Source organism: Streptomyces sp. NPDC107528, assembly GCF_055639295.1.
In genome coordinates this window covers 559,048-576,327 of record NZ_JBVKAV010000006.1, presented here as the reverse complement: position 1 = coordinate 576,327, position 17,280 = coordinate 559,048, and the positions used below count along the sequence as shown (strand labels likewise).

The 17,280-nt window shown below is 70.1% G+C and carries 11 protein-coding genes and 2 pseudogenes; 8 read left to right on the top strand and 5 right to left on the bottom strand.

Features of this window, described 5'->3' with window-relative positions:
* The 4 genes and pseudogenes from ACZ7L5_RS22415 to glgB all read left to right on the top strand — a co-directional run.
* Window positions 1-666 (top strand): annotated as a pseudogene (locus ACZ7L5_RS22415) (alpha-1,4-glucan--maltose-1-phosphate maltosyltransferase); the annotation flags it as partial.
* Window positions 663-2,363 carry a maltose alpha-D-glucosyltransferase gene (gene treS, locus ACZ7L5_RS22410; RefSeq protein ID WP_328879226.1) on the top strand — a complete coding sequence of 567 codons (1,701 nt, stop codon included), beginning with the start codon at window positions 663-665 and terminating at the stop codon, window positions 2,361-2,363. The pseudogene ACZ7L5_RS22415 and the gene treS, both read left to right, overlap by 4 nt.
* An 86-nt stretch (window positions 2,364-2,449) precedes the next feature.
* Window positions 2,450-3,940: a maltokinase N-terminal cap-like domain-containing protein gene (locus ACZ7L5_RS22405; RefSeq protein WP_471518466.1), complete on the top strand. Its 1,491-nt coding sequence runs from the start codon at window positions 2,450-2,452 to the stop codon at window positions 3,938-3,940.
* Window positions 3,937-6,627: a 1,4-alpha-glucan branching enzyme gene (gene glgB, locus ACZ7L5_RS22400; RefSeq protein WP_471518465.1), complete on the top strand. Its 2,691-nt coding sequence runs from the start codon at window positions 3,937-3,939 to the stop codon at window positions 6,625-6,627. Before ACZ7L5_RS22405 ends, glgB begins: the two co-directional genes overlap by 4 nt.
* Window positions 6,628-6,765: 138 nt before the next feature.
* Here glgB and ACZ7L5_RS22395 read toward each other — a convergent pair whose 3' ends face one another.
* The 4 genes from ACZ7L5_RS22395 to ACZ7L5_RS22380 all read right to left on the bottom strand — a co-directional run bounded on the left by ACZ7L5_RS22395 (window position 6,766) and on the right by ACZ7L5_RS22380 (window position 10,426).
* A complete protein-coding gene (locus tag ACZ7L5_RS22395) occupies window positions 6,766-8,997 on the bottom strand; it encodes a HelD family protein (protein WP_471518464.1) in 2,232 nt (743 codons plus the stop codon).
* A 165-nt stretch (window positions 8,998-9,162) separates the two neighbouring features.
* Window positions 9,163-9,477, bottom strand: coding sequence for a thioredoxin family protein (locus ACZ7L5_RS22390; protein WP_471518481.1), 315 nt, complete (start codon window positions 9,475-9,477; stop codon window positions 9,163-9,165).
* A 14-nt stretch (window positions 9,478-9,491) separates the two neighbouring features.
* A complete protein-coding gene (locus ACZ7L5_RS22385) occupies window positions 9,492-9,878 on the bottom strand; it encodes a MerR family transcriptional regulator (protein WP_471518463.1) in 387 nt (128 codons plus the stop codon).
* Window positions 9,879-9,907: 29 nt separating this feature from the next.
* Window positions 9,908-10,426, bottom strand: coding sequence for an Lrp/AsnC family transcriptional regulator (locus ACZ7L5_RS22380; protein WP_471518462.1), 519 nt, complete (start codon window positions 10,424-10,426; stop codon window positions 9,908-9,910).
* 45 nt (window positions 10,427-10,471) lie between these two features.
* On the opposite strand from ACZ7L5_RS22380, the gene ACZ7L5_RS22375 reads away from it, so the two are divergent.
* Complete coding sequence (locus ACZ7L5_RS22375; RefSeq protein ID WP_471518461.1) at window positions 10,472-11,386, top strand: NAD-dependent epimerase/dehydratase family protein; 915 nt, start codon at window positions 10,472-10,474, stop codon at window positions 11,384-11,386.
* A 1-nt stretch (window position 11,387) separates the two neighbouring features.
* Window positions 11,388-12,293 carry an aldo/keto reductase gene (locus ACZ7L5_RS22370; protein ID WP_471518460.1) on the top strand — a complete coding sequence of 302 codons (906 nt, stop codon included), beginning with the start codon at window positions 11,388-11,390 and terminating at the stop codon, window positions 12,291-12,293.
* A gap of 226 nt (window positions 12,294-12,519) precedes the next feature.
* Here ACZ7L5_RS22370 and ACZ7L5_RS22365 read toward each other — a convergent pair whose 3' ends face one another.
* Window positions 12,520-13,938 carry a cation:dicarboxylate symporter family transporter gene (locus ACZ7L5_RS22365; protein WP_471518459.1) on the bottom strand — a complete coding sequence of 473 codons (1,419 nt, stop codon included), beginning with the start codon at window positions 13,936-13,938 and terminating at the stop codon, window positions 12,520-12,522.
* A gap of 247 nt (window positions 13,939-14,185) precedes the next feature.
* Between ACZ7L5_RS22365 and ACZ7L5_RS22360 the strand changes: the two genes are divergently transcribed.
* Window positions 14,186-14,992 (top strand): hypothetical protein, encoded by an 807-nt coding sequence (locus ACZ7L5_RS22360; RefSeq protein ID WP_471518458.1) that lies wholly within the window; start codon window positions 14,186-14,188, stop codon window positions 14,990-14,992.
* Between the two features lie 150 nt (window positions 14,993-15,142).
* Window positions 15,143-16,747, top strand: a pseudogene (locus ACZ7L5_RS22355) (sensor histidine kinase); the annotation flags it as partial.
* Window positions 16,748-17,280 lie beyond the last annotated feature (533 nt).

Below are 17,280 nucleotides of genomic sequence, written 5' to 3'. Positions count from 1 at the left end.
CTCACCGAGTACCTCACCGAACTCTCCGGCGAAGCGGCCTCCTACATGCGGCCCAACTTCTTCGCCAACACCCCCGACATCCTGCACGAATTCCTTCAGGAGGGGGGCAGGCCCGCCTTCGAACTCCGCGCCGTCCTGGCCGCCACCCTCTCCCCCACCTGGGGCATCTACAGCGGCTACGAGCTCTGCGAGAACACCCCTGTGCGCAAGGGCAGCGAGGAGTATCTGAACTCGGAGAAGTACCAGCTCCGTCCTCGCGACTGGGAGGCGGCCGAGCGCGCGGGCCGCACCATCACCCCCCTGCTCACCCAGCTCAACGCCGTCCGGCGGGCGAATCCGGCCCTGCGGCAGTTGCGCGACCTCCACTTCCACCACGCGGACCAGGAAGCGGTGATCGCGTACTCGAAGCGCAGCGGATCGAACACGGTTCTGGTGGTCGCCAACCTCGACCCGCACCACACCCAGGAGGCGACGGTCTCGTTGGACATGCCGCAACTCGGCCTGGACTGGCACGAGTCGGTGCCGGTGCGCGACGAGCTCACCGGCGAGACCTATCACTGGGGCAGGGCGAATTACGTGCGTCTCGAACCGGGCACTCGTCCCGCGCACATCCTCACCGTCCTGCGACCGTCCACCCCGCAGATCGGAGGGTCACCCACAACATGATCGTCAACGAGCCCGTTCAGGACACCTTCGAGGACACTCCTGCCAAGGACCGTGACCCGGATTGGTTCAAACGCGCCGTCTTCTACGAGGTCCTGGTCCGCTCCTTCCAGGACAGCAACGGCGACGGCGTCGGCGACCTCAAAGGCCTCACCGCCAAACTCGACTACCTGCAATGGCTCGGCGTCGACTGCCTGTGGCTGCCGCCCTTCTTCAAATCACCCCTGCGCGACGGCGGATACGACGTCTCCGACTACACCTCCGTCCTCCCCGAATTCGGAGACCTCGCCGACTTCGTCGAATTCGTCGACTCCGCCCACCAGCGCGGCATGCGGGTCATCATCGACTTCGTCATGAACCACACCAGCGACCAGCACCCGTGGTTCCAGGAATCCAGAAGCGACCCCGACGGCCCCTACGGCGACTACTACATGTGGGCCGACGACGACAAGCAGTACGCCGACGCCCGCATCATCTTCGTCGACACCGAGGCCTCCAACTGGACCTTCGACCCGGTCCGCAAGCAGTACTTCTTCCACCGCTTCTTCTCCCACCAGCCGGACCTGAACTACGAGAACCCGGCCGTCCAGGAGGAGATCCTCTCGGCGCTGAAATTCTGGCTGGACCTGGGAATCGACGGATTCCGGCTGGACGCGGTGCCGTATCTGTACGCGGAGGAGGGAACGAACTGCGAGAACCTTCCCGCGACGCACGAACTCCTCAAGCGAGTGCGCAAGGAGATCGACGCCCACTACCCGGACACGGTGCTGCTCGCGGAGGCCAACCAGTGGCCGGAGGACGTCGTCGACTACTTCGGCGACTACGCCGGCGGTGGCGACGAGTGCCACATGGCCTTCCATTTCCCGGTGATGCCGCGGATCTTCATGGCGGTGCGCCGGGAATCCCGCTACCCCGTCTCCGAAATCCTCGCCAAGACCCCGGCCATCCCGTCCGGCTGCCAGTGGGGCATCTTCCTGCGCAACCACGACGAGCTGACCCTGGAAATGGTCACCGACGAGGAACGCGACTACATGTGGGCGGAGTACGCCAAGGACCCCCGCATGCGCGCCAACATCGGAATCCGGCGCCGGCTGGCGCCCCTGTTGGACAACGACCGCAATCAGATCGAGCTGTTCACCGCCCTGCTGCTGTCGCTCCCCGGCTCGCCGATCCTGTACTACGGCGACGAGATCGGCATGGGCGACAACATCTGGCTCGGCGACCGCGACGCCGTGCGTACTCCCATGCAGTGGACGCCGGACCGCAATGCGGGATTCTCTTCGTGCGACCCGGGACGGCTGTATCTGCCGACCATCATGGATCCCGTCCACGGCTACCAGGTGACGAACGTCGAGGCGTCCATGTCCTCGCCGTCCTCTCTCCTGCACTGGACCCGCCGCATGATCGAGATCCGCAAGCAGAATCCTGCCTTCGGACTCGGCTCCTACACGGAACTCCAGTCGTCGAATCCGGCCGTGATCGCCTTCCTGCGCGAATACGAGGACGATCTCGTGCTGTGCGTGAACAACTTCTCGCGGTTCGCGCAGCCGACGGAGCTGGATCTGCGCCGGTTCAACGGGCGGCATCCGGTCGAGCTGTTCGGCGGGGTGCGATTCCCGGCCATCGGTGAACTGCCGTACTTGCTGACCCTCGGAGGCCACGGCTTCTACTGGTTCCGGTTGCGCAAGGACGCCGCCTGAGAGCCCGGGCGGGGCGGTTTCCCCCGCCCCGCCCGGGGCACGCATCAGTAACCACCCCGCCCGGCCCGGGGAAAGGACGTGACGCCATGTCGAAAGCCGTCACCCGCACCCTCACGACCTCACCAGGTCTTCTCGCCTCGCTGGATCCCCTGCTGCGGGAGTGGCTGCCACGGCAGCGCTGGTTCGCGGGCAAGGGCCGTCCGGTCACCGGGTTCTCACTGGTGGCGGCCACCGAACTGCTTCCGCCCGGCGGCAAGCTGGGCCTGTACCACCTGCTCGTGCGCGCTCACCAGGCCATCGCGCCGGTGCCGGGCGCGCCCGGGCAGCCCGCCGACTGCTACCAGCTGTTGATAGGCGAGCGCGAGGCCCTGCCGCCCCGGCTGGCGCCCGCGCTGATCGGACACGTGGCCGACGGCCCGCTCGCCGGACGCACGGTGTACGACGCCCTGTACGACACCCGTCCCACCGAGCTCCTCCTTGAGGCGCTGCGCACCGGAGCCCGCATCGGCGGACTGCGCTTCGAGCGGGACGACAGCCAGGAGATCCGGTCCGGTCTGGTGCCGCGCCTGGTCACCTCCGAACAGTCGAACTCGTCGGTCGTCTACGGCGATACGTTCATCCTGAAGCTGTTGCGCCGGGTCGTGCCCGGCGTCAACCCCGATTTGGAGCTTCCGTTGGCGCTGGCCCGCGAGGGTTGCGACCGGGTGCCCGCGCCGACGGCGTGGATCCGGGCGGAGCTGGCACCTGCCGGAGCACCGGCGGACGAGGCGTATGTGCTGGGCGTGCTGCAGCCCTTCGTGCAGGGCGCCGCGGACGGCTGGGAGCTGGCGCTGCGCGAGCTGGCCAAGGGCGAGGACTTCGCGTCCGCGGCACGGGCGCTCGGGCGCGCGACCGCCGAGGTGCACACCGCACTGGCCCGCACGCTGCCGACCGTCACCCTCGGGCACACGCAGGTGCAGCAGCTGGTCGACGGGATGGTCGAGCGGCTCGACGCGGCAGCGCAGGCGGTGCCCGCGTTGCGGCCGTACGCGCCCGGCCTGCGCTCCGCCTTCGAGGCGCTGGCCGGTCTCGCCGCCGAGGGCTGCACCTGGACCGCCCAGCGCATCCACGGCGACCTGCATCTCGGACAGTGCCTGCGCTCGCCCAGCGGGCAGTGGTGGCTGATCGACTTCGAGGGCGAGCCGTCGAAGCCGCTGGCCGAACGGCGGATGCCACAGCCGCCGGTGCGGGACGTCGCGGGCATGCTGCGTTCCTTCGACTACGCGGCCCACTCGGCCGACCCGTCGGTACGAGGCTGGGCCGACACCTGCCGGGCCGCCTACTGCTCCGGATACGCACAGGTCAGCGGCGCCGATCCGCGGACCGATCCGGTGCTGCTGCGTGCGTACGAGACCGACAAGGCGATCTACGAGGTCGTCTACGAGGCCCGTCACCGCCCCGACTGGCTCCCGGTACCGCTGTCCGCCATAAGCCGACTGGCCGCGGGCGCAGACACCTCGCCTTCCGCCATCCCCGCCACCCCCTCCATCTCCCCCATCCCCTCTTCCCCACCTTCGCCTAGGAGGCCCCGCCCGTGACCCCCCGCACCACTCCCTCCAGCGGTTCGGATTCAAAGAAGACGGCTGAGAAGCCGGCCGTGGAGAAGGCCCAGGAGCAGGCCGCCGAGAAGACGAGCGTCGCGAAGAAGGCGACCGCGAAGACGGCCAATGCCGCCGAGAAGGCCGCGGACGCCATGAGGAAGGGGACGACGAAGAAGGCCACCGCGGCCAGGACGGACGCGGCGAAGAAGGCGGCTGCCAAGAAGACGACGGCGAAGAAGGTCCCGGCGAAGAAGACGGCCGCGAAGGAGGCCCCGGCAAAGAAGGCGACCGATAAGAAGGCCGTCGCCAAGAAAGCCGTGGCCAAGAAGGCGGGCGCGAAGACCACCGCCGCGAAGAGCACGACCACGTCGAAGAGCACGGCGGGGAAGAAGGCCTCCGCCAAGAGGATTCCCGCCCAGAAGACGGCGCCCAAGAAGATCCCCGCCCAAAAGGCGGTCCCCGTCGAACTACCGGCCTCCCCCGCGGACGTGGCCGTGTCCCCCGCCCTCGACGCCGCCGACCGCGACCGCCTCCTCACCGGCACCCACCACGCCCCGCACTCCGTCCTCGGCGCACATCCGGTGCCCGGCGGTGTCGCCTTCCGCGCCTTCAGGCCGTACGCCCTCTCGGTGGCCGTCGTCGTGGACAGCCTGCGGGCCGAGCTGCACGACGACGGGGAGGGGTTCTTCTCCGGGCTGCTGCCGCTTCTGGAGGTGCCGGCGGGCTACCAGTTCCTGGTCGGGTACGAGGACTCGGTGCAGGAGACCGAGGACGCGTACCGTTTCCTGCCCGCGCTGGGCGAGCTCGACCTGCATCTGATCGGCGAGGGCCGGCACGAGGAGCTGTGGAAGGCGCTCGGCGCCGAGCCGATGACCCACCAGGGCGTGACCGGCACCCGGTTCACGGTGTGGGCGCCGAACGCGCGGGGTGTGTCGCTGGCCGGCACCTTCAACTTCTGGGACGGCACGGGATATCCCATGCGCTCGCTCGGCGGTACGGGCGTGTGGGAGCTTTTCGTGCCGGGCATCGGCGAGGGCGAGCTGTACAAGTTCGAGATCACCCGGCCCGACGGTTCGAAGACCCTGCGCGCCGACCCGCTGGCCCGCCGGACGGAGACCCCGCCCCACACGTCGTCGATCGTGTACGCCTCGCAGCACGAGTGGGGCGACGCGCAGTGGCTGGAGCGGCGCGGGTCGGTGCCGACGCACGAGGCGCCGTTGTCGGTCTACGAGGTCCATCTGGCCTCCTGGCGACCGGGACTGACGTACCGGCAACTCGCCGAGCAGCTGCCCGCGTACGTCAAGGACCTGGGCTTCACCCACGTAGAGCTGATGCCGGTCGCCGAGCACCCCTTCGGCGGCTCCTGGGGCTACCAGGTCACCGGCTTCTACGCGCCCACGGCCCGGCTCGGCACCCCTGACGACTTCAAGTACCTGGTGGACTCCCTCCACCAGGCCGGCATCGGCGTCCTGATGGACTGGGTCCCGGCGCACTTCCCGCGCGACGACTGGGCGCTCGCCGAGTTCGACGGGCGTCCGCTGTACGAGCACGAGGATCCGCTGCGATCCGCCCACCCCGACTGGGGCACCCTGGAGTTCGACTTCGGCCGGCGCGAGGTGCGCAACTTCCTTGTCGCCAACGCGATTTACTGGTGCGAGGAGTTCCACATCGACGGGCTGCGGGTCGACGCCGTCGCCTCCATGCTCTACCTCGACTACTCGCGCGAGCCGGGGCAGTGGGTCCCGAACGAGCACGGCGGGCGGGAGAACCTGGACGCGGTGGCGTTCCTCCAGGAGATGAACGCGACGGTGTACCGGCGGGTGCCGGGAGTCGTGACGATCGCGGAGGAGTCCACGGCCTGGGACGGCGTGACGCGCCCGACGCACGTGGCGGGGCCGGGTGGCTTCGGGGGTCTCGGCTTCGGGCTGAAGTGGAACATGGGCTGGATGCACGACTCGCTGGAGTACATGGCGAAGGAGCCCGTGCACCGCAAGTACCACCACAACGAGATGACGTTCTCGATGGTGTACGCCTACAGCGAGAACTACGTGCTGCCCATCTCCCACGACGAGGTCGTGCACGGCAAGCGGTCGCTGGTCTCGAAGATGCCGGGCGACTGGTGGCAGCAGCGCGCCAACCACCGCGCGTACCTGGGCTTCATGTGGGCCCACCCGGGCAAGCAACTGCTCTTCATGGGGCAGGAGTTCGCCCAGGGTGCGGAGTGGTCGGAGGCGCACGGGCCGGACTGGTGGCTGCTCGATCCGGCGTACGGGGCGGAGCCTGACCATCGCGGGGTGCGGGACCTGGTCCGCGACCTGAACACGGTGTACCGGCACACGCCGGCCCTGTGGCAGCGGGACGCCGACCCCGCCGGGTTCCAGTGGGTGGTGGGAGACGCCGCCGACGACAACGTGCTCGCGTTCCTGCGCTATGACGCGGAGGGGGCTCCGCTGCTGGCGGTGTCGAATCTGTCGCCGGTCGTGCGGCACGAGTACCGGCTGGGGGTGCCGGACGACGTGCCTGCGTGGCACGAGGCGCTCAACACGGACGCGGCGCGGTATGGCGGCGGCGACGTCACCAACCCCGACCCGGTCAAGCCCGAGCCGCAGGGGTGGCACGGGCGGGCGGCCAGCATCCGGCTGACGCTGCCACCGCTGGCGACGGTATGGCTGCGGCCCGCCTAGTTCTCCGCCCCCGCTCCTCAAACGCCGGACGGGCCGGCCATCAGCGCCGGTCCACAACAACCAGCCCGTCCGGCGTTTGAGGGCGAGCCCCGTTCAGGGCCGAAGCGGGGGTCTGGGGGCGGCAGCCCCCAGGGGCGGTCACCCCGACGCCGGCACGCCCTCGGCCAAGCCCGGCGGCAGCGACCCCGTGTGCAGCACCCCCAGCCGCTGGGTCGCCCGGGTCAGGGCCACGTACAGGTCGCTCGTGCCGTACAGCCCCGGCTCGACGACCAGGACCGAGTCGAACTCCAGGCCCTTCGCCTGGCGGGGGTCGAGGAGGACGACCGTCCGTGTCAGGTCGGGTTCGGTGCCGGCCGTGATGCCGTCCAGACGGGCTGCCAGCGACCGGTGCAGGTCGCGTGGGGCGATGACGGCGAGGCGGCCCTCGGCGGGGGTGAGTTCGGCGACCGCCTTGGCGACGGCGCCGGGCAGGTCGTCGGTGGCGCGGATCCAGGGACGTACGCCTGTGGACCGTACGGAACTCGGCGGCTCGAAGCCGGGGTGCTCCGCGCGTACGACCGCCGCGGCCAGCTCCATGATCTCGGCGGGGGTGCGGTAGTTGACGCCGAGGCGGGTGTGGTCCCAGCGGTCCTCGACGTAGGGGGACAGGATCTTGGACCAGGAGCCCACGCCCGCCGCCTCCGCCGTCTGGGCGGGGTCGCCGACCAGCGTCATCGAGCGGGTCGGGCTGCGCCGCATGAGCAGCCGCCAGGCCATCGGCGACAGCTCCTGCGCCTCGTCGACGATGATGTGCCCGAACGCCCAGGTGCGGTCGGCCGCCGCGCGCTCGGCGGCGCTGCGGTGGTCGTCCTCCTCGTGGCGCTCGGCGAACCGTTCGGCGTCGATGATGTCGTGCGCGGAAAGGATCTCGGAGTCCTCCTCGTCCTTGTCCTCGAACTCGTAGGTGCGCGAGGCGTACGAGACGTCCAGCACGCCCTGCGCGTAGGCGACCTGTGTCTCCCGCTCCCGCTCGGCCAGCGCCCGCTTCACCCGGTCGTCCTCGCCGAGCAGTTCGGCCGCCTCGTCGAGCAGCGGTACGTCCGCCACCGTCCACGCCCGTGTCACGGGCCGGCGGATCGCGGCGACGTCCTCGTCGGGAAGGTAGCCCACGGGGTCGGCGAGGAAGTCCGCGACCAGTCGCTGCGGGGTCAGTCGCGGCCACAACTGGTCGATGGCGGCCCAGACTTCGGGGTTCTCGGCGATGTCGTCACGGATCTGCGTGATATCGCTCGGGTCCAGCAGATTCGTCCCGTCGAAGGGGTCCGTCCCGACCCGCTCGGCGTACAGCTCGGTGAGGGTGTTGAGGATGTGGCCCTCGAAGTGCTCGCGTGCCGCGTTGTGCGGAAGCCGCGCGGCGCGGGCCTTCTCACGCGCCACCTTCACCAGGCCGTCGTCGAGCATGAGGATCTCGCGGTCGTGCTCGATCGCGATGACCGGGTCGGGCAGCGCCTGCCAGTCCTGTACGACCTCGGCGAGCACGTCCGCCATGTCGGCGCGGCCCTTCACCGCGGCCGCCTCCCGGGTGTCGTTCGCCGTCGCCCGCACGCCGGGGAACAGTTCGCCGACGGTGGCGAGCAGCACGCCCGTCTCGCCCAGCGAGGGCAGGACCTCGCCGATGTAGCCGAGGAATGCGGGGTTGGGGCCGACGATCAGGACCGCGCGCTTGGCGAGCAGCTCGCGGTGCTCGTAGAGGAGATACGCGGCGCGGTGCAGGGCGACCGCCGTCTTGCCGGTGCCCGGACCGCCCTCCACCACCAGGACCCCGCGGTGCGGTGCCCGGATGATCTCGTCCTGTTCGGCCTGGATGGTCTGCACGATGTCGTTCATACGGCCGGTGCGCGCGGTGTTGAGCGCGGCGAGCAGGACGGCGTCGCCGCTCGGGTCCTCGTGGCCGGTCCGCTCCTGGTCCCCCAGGTCGAGGATCTCGTCGTGCAGGGCGGACACCGTACGGCCGCTGGTGGTGATGTGCCGGCGGCGCCTGAGCCCCATCGGGGTGTGGCCGGTGGCCAGGTAGAAGGGGCGGGCGACGTCGGCCCGCCAGTCGATGAGGATCGGCGTGCGCTCGGCGTCGTCGGTGCGCAGGCCGATCCGGCCGATGTGGTGGGTGGTGCCCGAGGCCAGGTCGATCCGGCCGAAGCAGAGCGAACCGTCCACGGCGTTCAGTGCGGCGAGCAGCCCCGAGCGCTCGGCGACCAGGATGTCCCGCTCCAGGCGGGCCTGCATCGGCGTGTTGCCCTGGCCGAGCGCGTCCGTGACGGAGTCCTCGGTGTCGCCGCGCAGCAGGTCGACGCGTGCGTACAGGCTGTCGATGAATTCCTGCTCCTGCCGCATTTCACCGTCTTGAAATTCGGTGTTTGACAATTCAGCTCCCGCCCGGATATACTGTGCTCACTGAACTTCTCCGCGACTCAATTCCACTGAAGTCGCGAACCATTAAATACGAAAGAAATCCCCCGAGCGCAATTGCTCGGGGGATTTCTTGTGTTCGGGACGGAATCACAGCACGTCGGCGAGCTCCTCCAGCAGCCGCCGCTTGGGCCGCGCGCCCACCATCGACTTCACCGGTTCACCGGCGCGGAACACCATGAACGTCGGCATGGAAAGCACCCTGTAGGCGTTCGTGGTCAGCGGGTTGGTGTCCACGTCCAGCTGCACCACCTTCAGCCGCTGCCCCTCCTCCGCGGCCAGGGCCGTGAGCACCGGCCCCATCTGCCGGCACGGCGGACACCAGTCCGCGGTGAACTCCACCAGCACCGGCAGCTCCGCCCCGATCACCTCCGCCTCGAAGTCCGCGTCCGTCACCTCGGCCACGCCCGCCGCCTTGATCACAGCTCCTGCCCTCCCAGTTCGCACAACGGTGGTTCCCCCTCGGCCATCGCCAGCCGCAGCCCGATCTTGGCCCGCACGGCCTGCAACTCGCCGATCAGGGCGTCGAGCTCGTCCAGCTTGCGCCGGTAGACCGCGAGCGAGGCGGGACACGAGTCGCCCTCCGGGTGCCCGGCCCGCAGGCACTCCACGAAGGGCCGGGTCTCCTCCAGGTCGAACCCGAAGTCCTGCAACGTCCTGATCTGCCGCAGCAGCTTCAGGTCGTTCTCGTCGTACGTCCGATAGCCGTTGCCGCCCCGTCGCGCGGGCAGCAGCCCCCGCGACTCGTAGTAGCGCAACGTGCGCGTCGTGGTCCCGGCCCGCGCGGCCAGCTCGCCGATTCGCATGCGTACGAACGTAATCCTTGACGCCGACGTCAGGGCAACCGTGGCAGGAGAGGCTTTCTGCGCACCGGGGAGGACAGCACGATCGACGTCGTCGTACGGCCCAGCGCCGAGGTCTGTTCGAGGATCTCCTCCAGGTGGGCGGTGTCCTCGACGGCGACCTTGAGGATCCAGCAGTCCTCGCCGACGACGTGGTGGACCTCGGTGATCTCCGGGCGGTCGAGCAGTTCGAGGGTGCGGGGGTGTCTGAGGGTGTAGCCGCCGTGCGGGTTGACCCGGATGAAGGCCTGGATGCCGTAGCCGAGCCGGGCGGCGGCGACATGGGCGCCGTACCCGGTGATCGCGCCGGCCGTCTCCAGCCGTCGTACGCGCTCGGTGACGGCTGCCGGGCTCAGGCGCACCCGGCGGCCCAGCTCGCTCAGCTTGATCCGGCCGTCGGTCTGGAGCAGTTCGAGGATCTGCCGGTCCAGGGCGTCGAAGGCCACCGATGTTTCGTTGGCGGCTGGGCGCAGATGCCGCGGTTCTTTCGGCGCGGCGGCGTGATCTCCCATGTCTTCCCCTTCAGAACGCGGTGCAGGGCCAGGAGAATTATGGCCATGCGACAGGCACGAGAGGTACTGGTCATCGGCGGCAACCGCTATTTCGGCAAGCGGCTGATCGCACGGCTGCTGGCCGCCGGGGACCGGGTGACGGTTCTCAATCGCGGCTCGTCGGCGCCGCCCCCGGGCGCCGTTCACCTCGTCGCCGACCGGAACGACGAGAAGTCCCTGACGGCGGCGCTGGGTTCACGGACGTTCGACGCCGTCGTCGACCAGGTCTGCTACACGCCTCGGCAGGCGGAGATCGCCCGCCGCGTCCTCACCGGCCGTACGCGTCGCTACGTACTGACGTCGACGGTCGAGGTGTACGAGTACGAGGACTCGATCGCCCCCGTCCGCGAGCCGGACGTGGACGCCCTGAGTGTGGCCGTGGACCTCGAACTTCCCTGGGACGACCCGGAGTTCCTCGACACCCACTACGGCGAGGGCAAGCGGCAGGCGGAGGCGGTGTTCGCCGCCGACCCGGCCTTTCCGTACGCGGCGGTGCGCGTCGCCCATGTGCTGGGCGGGGACGACGACTTCACGGGCCGTATGGCCCACTACGCGAGCCGCATCCGCAGCGGCGCACCGATCGCCGTACCGGTGGCCAACCATCCGGCGACGTACATCCATGTCGAGGAGATCGCCGACTTCCTGTTCTGGGCCGTGGGCCAGGACTTCACGGGTCCGGTGAACGCCGCCTCCCACGGCCTGCTGACCACCGAGGAACTGTGCGACGCCATCGCGGCGCACCTCCCGCACGGTGAGGCCGTCTTCCAGCGGGTCGAGGTCGGCGAGGTCTCCCCGTTCTCCTTCCCCCGCGCCTACGGCATGGACAACTCCCGTGCCACCCGGCTCGGTTTCCGCTTCACCCACGCCCGGCAGTGGCTTCCCGAGGCCGTCGCCGAGACCCTCGGAAAGGACGACGACTGACATGCGCCACCGCACTCTCGGACCCCGCCAGGTGAGCGCGATCGGCCTCGGCCTGATGCCGCTGTCCATCGAGGGCCGCCCCGACGACAAGCGCGCTCTGGCGACCGTGCACGCCGCCCTGGACTCGGGGGTAACGCTGCTGGACACGGCGGACTCGTACCATCTGCCGGGCGACGGGCCCGGTCACAACGAACTCCTTGCGGGCCGCGCGCTGGCCGCGTACGGCGGCGACACGGACGGCTTGCTGGTGGCCACCAAGGGCGGCCGTGGCAGACCTGCCGACGGCAGCTGGACGGTGAACGGCGACCCCCGCCACCTCAAGGCGGCCGCCGAGGCCTCGCTGCGGCGGCTCGGCGTCGAGGCGATCGGGCTCTACCAGCTGCACAAGCCCGATCCGGCGATTCCGTTCGAGGAGTCGGTCGGCGCGCTGCGCGACCTTCTCGACGCGGGCACCATCCGTATGGCAGGCATCTCCAACACGGACGTGGACCAGATCCGCGCGGCCCAACGGATCCTCGGTGACCGCCTGGTCTCGGTGCAGAACCGGTACTCGCCCGCCGTCCGGGACAGCGAGGCCGAGCTCCGCCTGTGCGCGGAACTCGGGCTGGCGTTCCTGCCGTGGAGCCCGCTGGGCGGCATCTCCCGCAGCTCGCTGGACGGTCCGTCAGAGGTCGAGGGCGAGGCCCGCCCGAGTGCCTTCCACGCCATCGCCGCCGAACGCGGTGTCAGCCCGCAGCAGGTGGCCCTGGCGTGGCTGCTGGCACGGTCGCCGTCCGTGATCCCGATCCCGGGCGCGAGCCGCCCGGGAACGATCCGGGACTCGGCGGCAGCGGCGGACCTGGAGCTGAGCACGCAGGACCTGGCGCGGCTGAACGACGCGGCCGTACCGGCGAGACCGGGCGGCTGAGAGACGGGGGAGCATCTCAGCCGCCCGGCGCACATGCCGGACGCCCGGCCCCGGTTCAGGCGGGGCCGGACGTCCGGACAACGGAGGGGAGGCCGGGCCCCCCGGGGCCGAAGGCCCCACAGGGGGCGCGGGGAACTGCGCGACCAGCCACACACAACCTGCAGCCCGCCGACAACAGCACCCCGAGCTCACATCGGCTCTCCCAGCGGAGCGCTCCGCGGAGCGCTCACGCCTTGGCGAGTTCCTTCTCCCCGCCCTGCCCCGGCACGGCTTCGGCATCGGCATCGCCATCGGCATCCGCCGAACCCCCGTGCCCGTCGTCCAGGAGCGTCTTCTCGTCGAACGGGATGTGACCGGCGAGCACGTCGTCGACCCGCCCGCGGTCGATCTCCTTCGTCCACGTCCCGATCAGCACCGTCGCCACCGCGTTGCCCGCGAAGTTCGTCAGGGCGCGGGCCTCGCTCATGAAGCGGTCGATGCCGACGATGAGACCGATGCCGTCCACCAGGGCCGGCTTGTGCGACTGGAGGCCACCGGCCAGCGTGGCCAGACCCGCACCGGTGACACCGGCGGCGCCCTTGGAGGCGACGAACAGGAAGAGCAGCAGCGGGATCTGCTCGCCGATCGACATCGGCGTACCCATGGCGTCGGCGATGAACAGGGACGCCATGGTCATGTAGATCATGGTGCCGTCGAGGTTGAAGGAGTAGCCGGTCGGGACGGTGATGCCGACGACGGGCTTGCTGACGCCCAGGTGCTCCATCTTCGCGATGAGGCGCGGCAGCGCGGACTCGGAGGAGGAGGTGGAGAGGATCAGCAGGAACTCGCGGCCGAGGTACTTGAACAGGGTGAAGATGTTCAGGCCGGCGACGATCCGCAGCAGCGCGCCGAGCACGATGATGACGAACAGGAAGCAGGTGACGTAGAAGCCGAGCATCAGTACGGCGAGGCTCTTCAGCGCGTCCACGCCGGCGGAGCCGGTGACGGCGGCGATGGCGCCGAAGGCACCGATCGGCGCGGCCCACATCACCATGGCGAGGATGCGGAAGACGAGCCGCTGGATGTGCTGCACGCCGCGAATGATCGGCTCCCCGGCCGAACCCATGGCCTGGAGCGCGAAACCGGCGAGCAGCGCGATGAGCAGCGTCTGAAGGACCGACTCCGAGGTGAAGGCGGAAACCATCGTGGTCGGGATGATGCCGAGCAGGAACTCGGTGGTGTCCTTGGCCTCGGCGTCGACCTGCGCGTGACCGGCGTCCTTGATGGCGTCGGTGACGGCGAGCCCGGTGCCGGGCTCCAGGATGTTGCCGACGACCAGACCGATGGCCAGCGCGACGAGCGACATGACGGTGAAGTAAGCCAGGGCGATACCGCCGACCGCACCCACCTTGGCGGCCTTCCGTACCGAGCCGATGCCCAGGACGATCGTGCAGAAGATGATCGGCGAGATCATCATCTTGATCAGGTTCACGAAACCCGTACCGATGGGCTTCAGCTCGACCGCGAAGTCGGGCGCGGCCAGACCCACGGCGATACCGAGGGCAACCGCGATGATCACCGCGATGTAGAGGTAGTGCGTGCGGTCCCGTTTGGTTTTGGCGACGGGTGCGGCAGGTGCCTTGTCGGGGGAACTGGCGGCGGCCACGGCTGCCCTCCTTGACGTCTTCGTCGGTATCACCGGCGTGCGGCTCACGTCCGGGGTGGGGGGTTCGCTGATGGGCTGGCGAGCCCCAGGGGGACGGGGTCGTACTCAGCGATGCGGTGACTATCTCCCGTCATGTGAGGGCGGTCACCCTTCCGTTCATTTAGTTCACCGGGACCGGTCCCGGTGACGCGCGGCTAGGTTCCGCACCGGGACGAGCGGCGTCGGAAACGGTGGACGGAGAAACGCGATGGCCGGCATCAAGGTACGAACCGACCCGGTGACCCGGTCGAAGCTCGGGGAGTCCGTGCTCTCCGAGCTCCGCGAGGAGCTGCGCGCGATCGACTGCCAGACCTGCGGCCGTCCGCTACGGCGCTGGCGGCGCCCTGCGCTCGCCGTGTACGCCGACGGCGAGCTGGCCAACGCATCGCTGCATCACGCAGGCTGCCGCCCGCCGGGCTGGCACGAGGGGCCGATGGCACCGGTCTCCGACGTTCCGCATCTGACGTGGCGTGCGGGGACGTTCGTCATGCCGGCCCTGCTGACGCTCGGCGCGGCCTCCGACGGCACTCCGTTCTTCCTGGTGAATCCGTCCTACGAGGCCGCGCTCCTCCAGTACGTCGACGGGGAGCGGGGGGAGGACGGCGGCACCTCGGAGAACGGGGAGGACGGGGAGGCCGCTCGGGGGTGGCAGGTGTGGACGGTGGAGGTCTTCAAGGAACTGGGGCTCGACGGTGGGCTGCACGCGCTGTCGCCGGACGCCGTCCCGACCCGAGGCCTGACCGCGTCGATCGCGGACCGAAGGGTCTCCGTGACGGTTCGTAGCGGCGAGGTCCACCATCACTGGCCGGACATCCCGGTGTCCCCGGAGACGGAGCGGCTCGCGCGTTCGCGGGGCTCGATCGTCGTGGGTGTCACCACCCTTTTCGACATCCACAAGCCGATCACGGACCTTCAGATCGGCATGCACGTGGCAACCGGCGAGTTCGCTGTCGGGGTGGCCGCGCTCGCCGGTAGCGGCAGCGGAAAGAGCGGACGCCGACGGAAGAAGACCTGACCCGAAGACGACCCTGCCCCCCGAAGACCCTGCCTCCTAGATGGAGCCTGGGGAGTGACGTGACTCACATCAACTCACGCCCTTTGAGCCACGGGAAGCACTTATCCACAGGCTGGTCGGCCAAAATCGGTCATGGGGCACACTGACGGCATGCGCATCCCCGTCCCGCGACCCCGCAGCCTGGCCGGCCAGCTCTTCGCCATGCAGGCCGTGCTGATAGCGGTGCTCGTCGCCGGGTATGCGGTGTTCACATACGTCAGCGACCGCGGGCAGGCCGAGGACGCGGCGGGCCGGCAGGCCATGGCGGTGGCGCAGTCGATAGCCGATGCCCCGTCCGTGGGGGAGGCGATCCGTACGGCCGATCCGACGGCCGAACTCCAGCCGTACGCGCTCCGTGTCCAGCGCGACGCCGAGGTCGACTTCGTCACGATCATGAGTCCCGAGGGCATCCGCTGGACGCACCCCGACGAGAAGCAGATCGGGCAGCACTTCCGCGGCCACACGGAGCGCGCCCTGCGCGGGGAGCCCTTCAGGGAGACGTACACCGGCACGCTCGGCCCGTCCGTGCGGGCGGTCGTACCGATCTACGACGGGGGGAGCCAGCCCTCGCACATCGTCGGGCTGGTGAGCGCGGGCATCCGGGTCGAGGAGATCAGCAAGCGGGTGCAGGACCAGCTGACGGCCCTGATCGGAGTGGCGGCGGGCGCCCTCGCGTTGGGGGCGATCGGCACGTACGTCATCAACGCCCGCCTACGGCGGCACACCCACGGTATGAACGCCGCCGAGCTGAGCCGTATGCACGACTACCACCAGGCTGCACTGCATGCGGTGCGTGAGGGGCTGCTGATGCTGGACGGGCAGTACCGGGTGGCGCTGATCAACGACGGGGGGCGCGAGTTGCTCGGCGTGGCCGGCGATGCGGTGGGGCAGTCGGTCGCGCGGCTCGGCCTGCCGGCCCCGCTGACCGGGGCGCTGCTGGCGTCCGAGCCCCGGGTTGACGAGGTGCACCTCGCGGCGGAGCGGGTGCTGGTGGTGAACACCTCACCGGTGTCGGGCGGTGAGCGTCGCGGCACGGTGGTGACCCTGCGCGATGTCACCGAACTGCAGTCCCTGATGGGCGAGTTGGACTCCGAGCGGGGTTTCACCCAGGCGCTGCGGTCACAGGCGCACGAGGCGGCGAACCGTCTGCACACGGTGGTCTCGTTGATCGAACTCGGACGCGCCGAGGAGGCGGTGGAGTTCGCGACGGCCGAGTTGGAGCTGGCGCAGGCGCTGACGGACCAGGTCGTCGCGGCGGTCAGCGAACCGGTGCTGGCGGCGCTTCTGCTGGGCAAGACGGCACAGGCCAACGAGCGGGGCGTCGAACTCGTCGTCTCGCAGGACAGCAGACTGGACGACCGCCTGCTGCCGCCGTCCCTGCCGTCCCGGGATCTGGTGACGATCCTCGGCAACCTGATCGACAACGCGGTGGACGCCGCGCAGGGCAGTGTGGGGGCGCGAGTGACGGTGACGGCGTACACGCAGGGCGGAGAGCTGGTCCTGCGGGTGTCCGACACGGGGGCCGGCGTGGATCCCGCCCACGCGGAGGCGGTGTTCGAGCGCGGCTTCTCGACGAAGCCGGCGGGACCGGGCGGGCGCGGCCTGGGACTGGCACTGGTCCGACAGGCGGTGCACCGGCACGACGGCGACCTGTCGGTGGCCGAGGCTGCCGGGGGCGGCGCAGAGTTCGAGGCACGGCTACCACTGGGCGAGGGGCGCGTGCGGGAGGCTATGCGGCGGGAAGAGGCGGAGCCCGTGCCAGGTGCTGCGCCCCGGGAGGACGGCGAGCGCCTGGAGAGCGGCGAGCCCCGGGAGGGCGCGGAGCCGCTGCCTGGCCCGGAGCCGCTGCGGGGCGGCGTGCACCTGCCGGAAGCCGGGCCGCTGGAGGGCGGGGAGCCCCTGCCGAGCGCGAAGCCGCTCCCGGACAGCGAGCACCAACCCGACGCCGGACCGCTGCACAGCGGCGAGCCCCTGCCGAGCGCGAAGCCACTCCCGGACACCGAGCACCAACCCGACGCCGGACCGCTGCACAGCGGCGAGCCCCTGCCGAGCGCGAAGCCACTCCCGGACACCGAGCACCAACCCGACGCCGAGCCGCTGCACAGCGACGAGCACCTGCCGAGCGCGAAGCCGCTCCCGGACACCGAGCACCAACCCGACGCCGGACCGCTGCACAGCGACGAGCACCTGCCGAACACGGAGCCCCAACCGGACGGCGGACCCCAGCCGCGCACGCAGCCGCCGGGCGG

Bases quoted from the DNA above. Each gene is read 5' to 3' on its own strand.
- treS (WP_328879226.1), top strand. From the start codon at position 663: ATGATCGTCAACGAGCCCGTTCAGGACACCTTCGAGGACACTCCTGCC.
- ACZ7L5_RS22405 (WP_471518466.1), top strand. From the start codon at position 2,450: ATGTCGAAAGCCGTCACCCGCACCCTCACGACCTCACCAGGTCTTCTC.
- ACZ7L5_RS22395 (WP_471518464.1), bottom strand. From the start codon at position 8,997: ATGCGGCAGGAGCAGGAATTCATCGACAGCCTGTACGCACGCGTCGAC.
- ACZ7L5_RS22385 (WP_471518463.1), bottom strand. From the start codon at position 9,878: ATGCGAATCGGCGAGCTGGCCGCGCGGGCCGGGACCACGACGCGCACG.
- ACZ7L5_RS22380 (WP_471518462.1), bottom strand. From the start codon at position 10,426: ATGGGAGATCACGCCGCCGCGCCGAAAGAACCGCGGCATCTGCGCCCA.
- ACZ7L5_RS22375 (WP_471518461.1), top strand. From the start codon at position 10,472: ATGCGACAGGCACGAGAGGTACTGGTCATCGGCGGCAACCGCTATTTC.
- ACZ7L5_RS22370 (WP_471518460.1), top strand. From the start codon at position 11,388: ATGCGCCACCGCACTCTCGGACCCCGCCAGGTGAGCGCGATCGGCCTC.
- ACZ7L5_RS22360 (WP_471518458.1), top strand. From the start codon at position 14,186: ATGGCCGGCATCAAGGTACGAACCGACCCGGTGACCCGGTCGAAGCTC.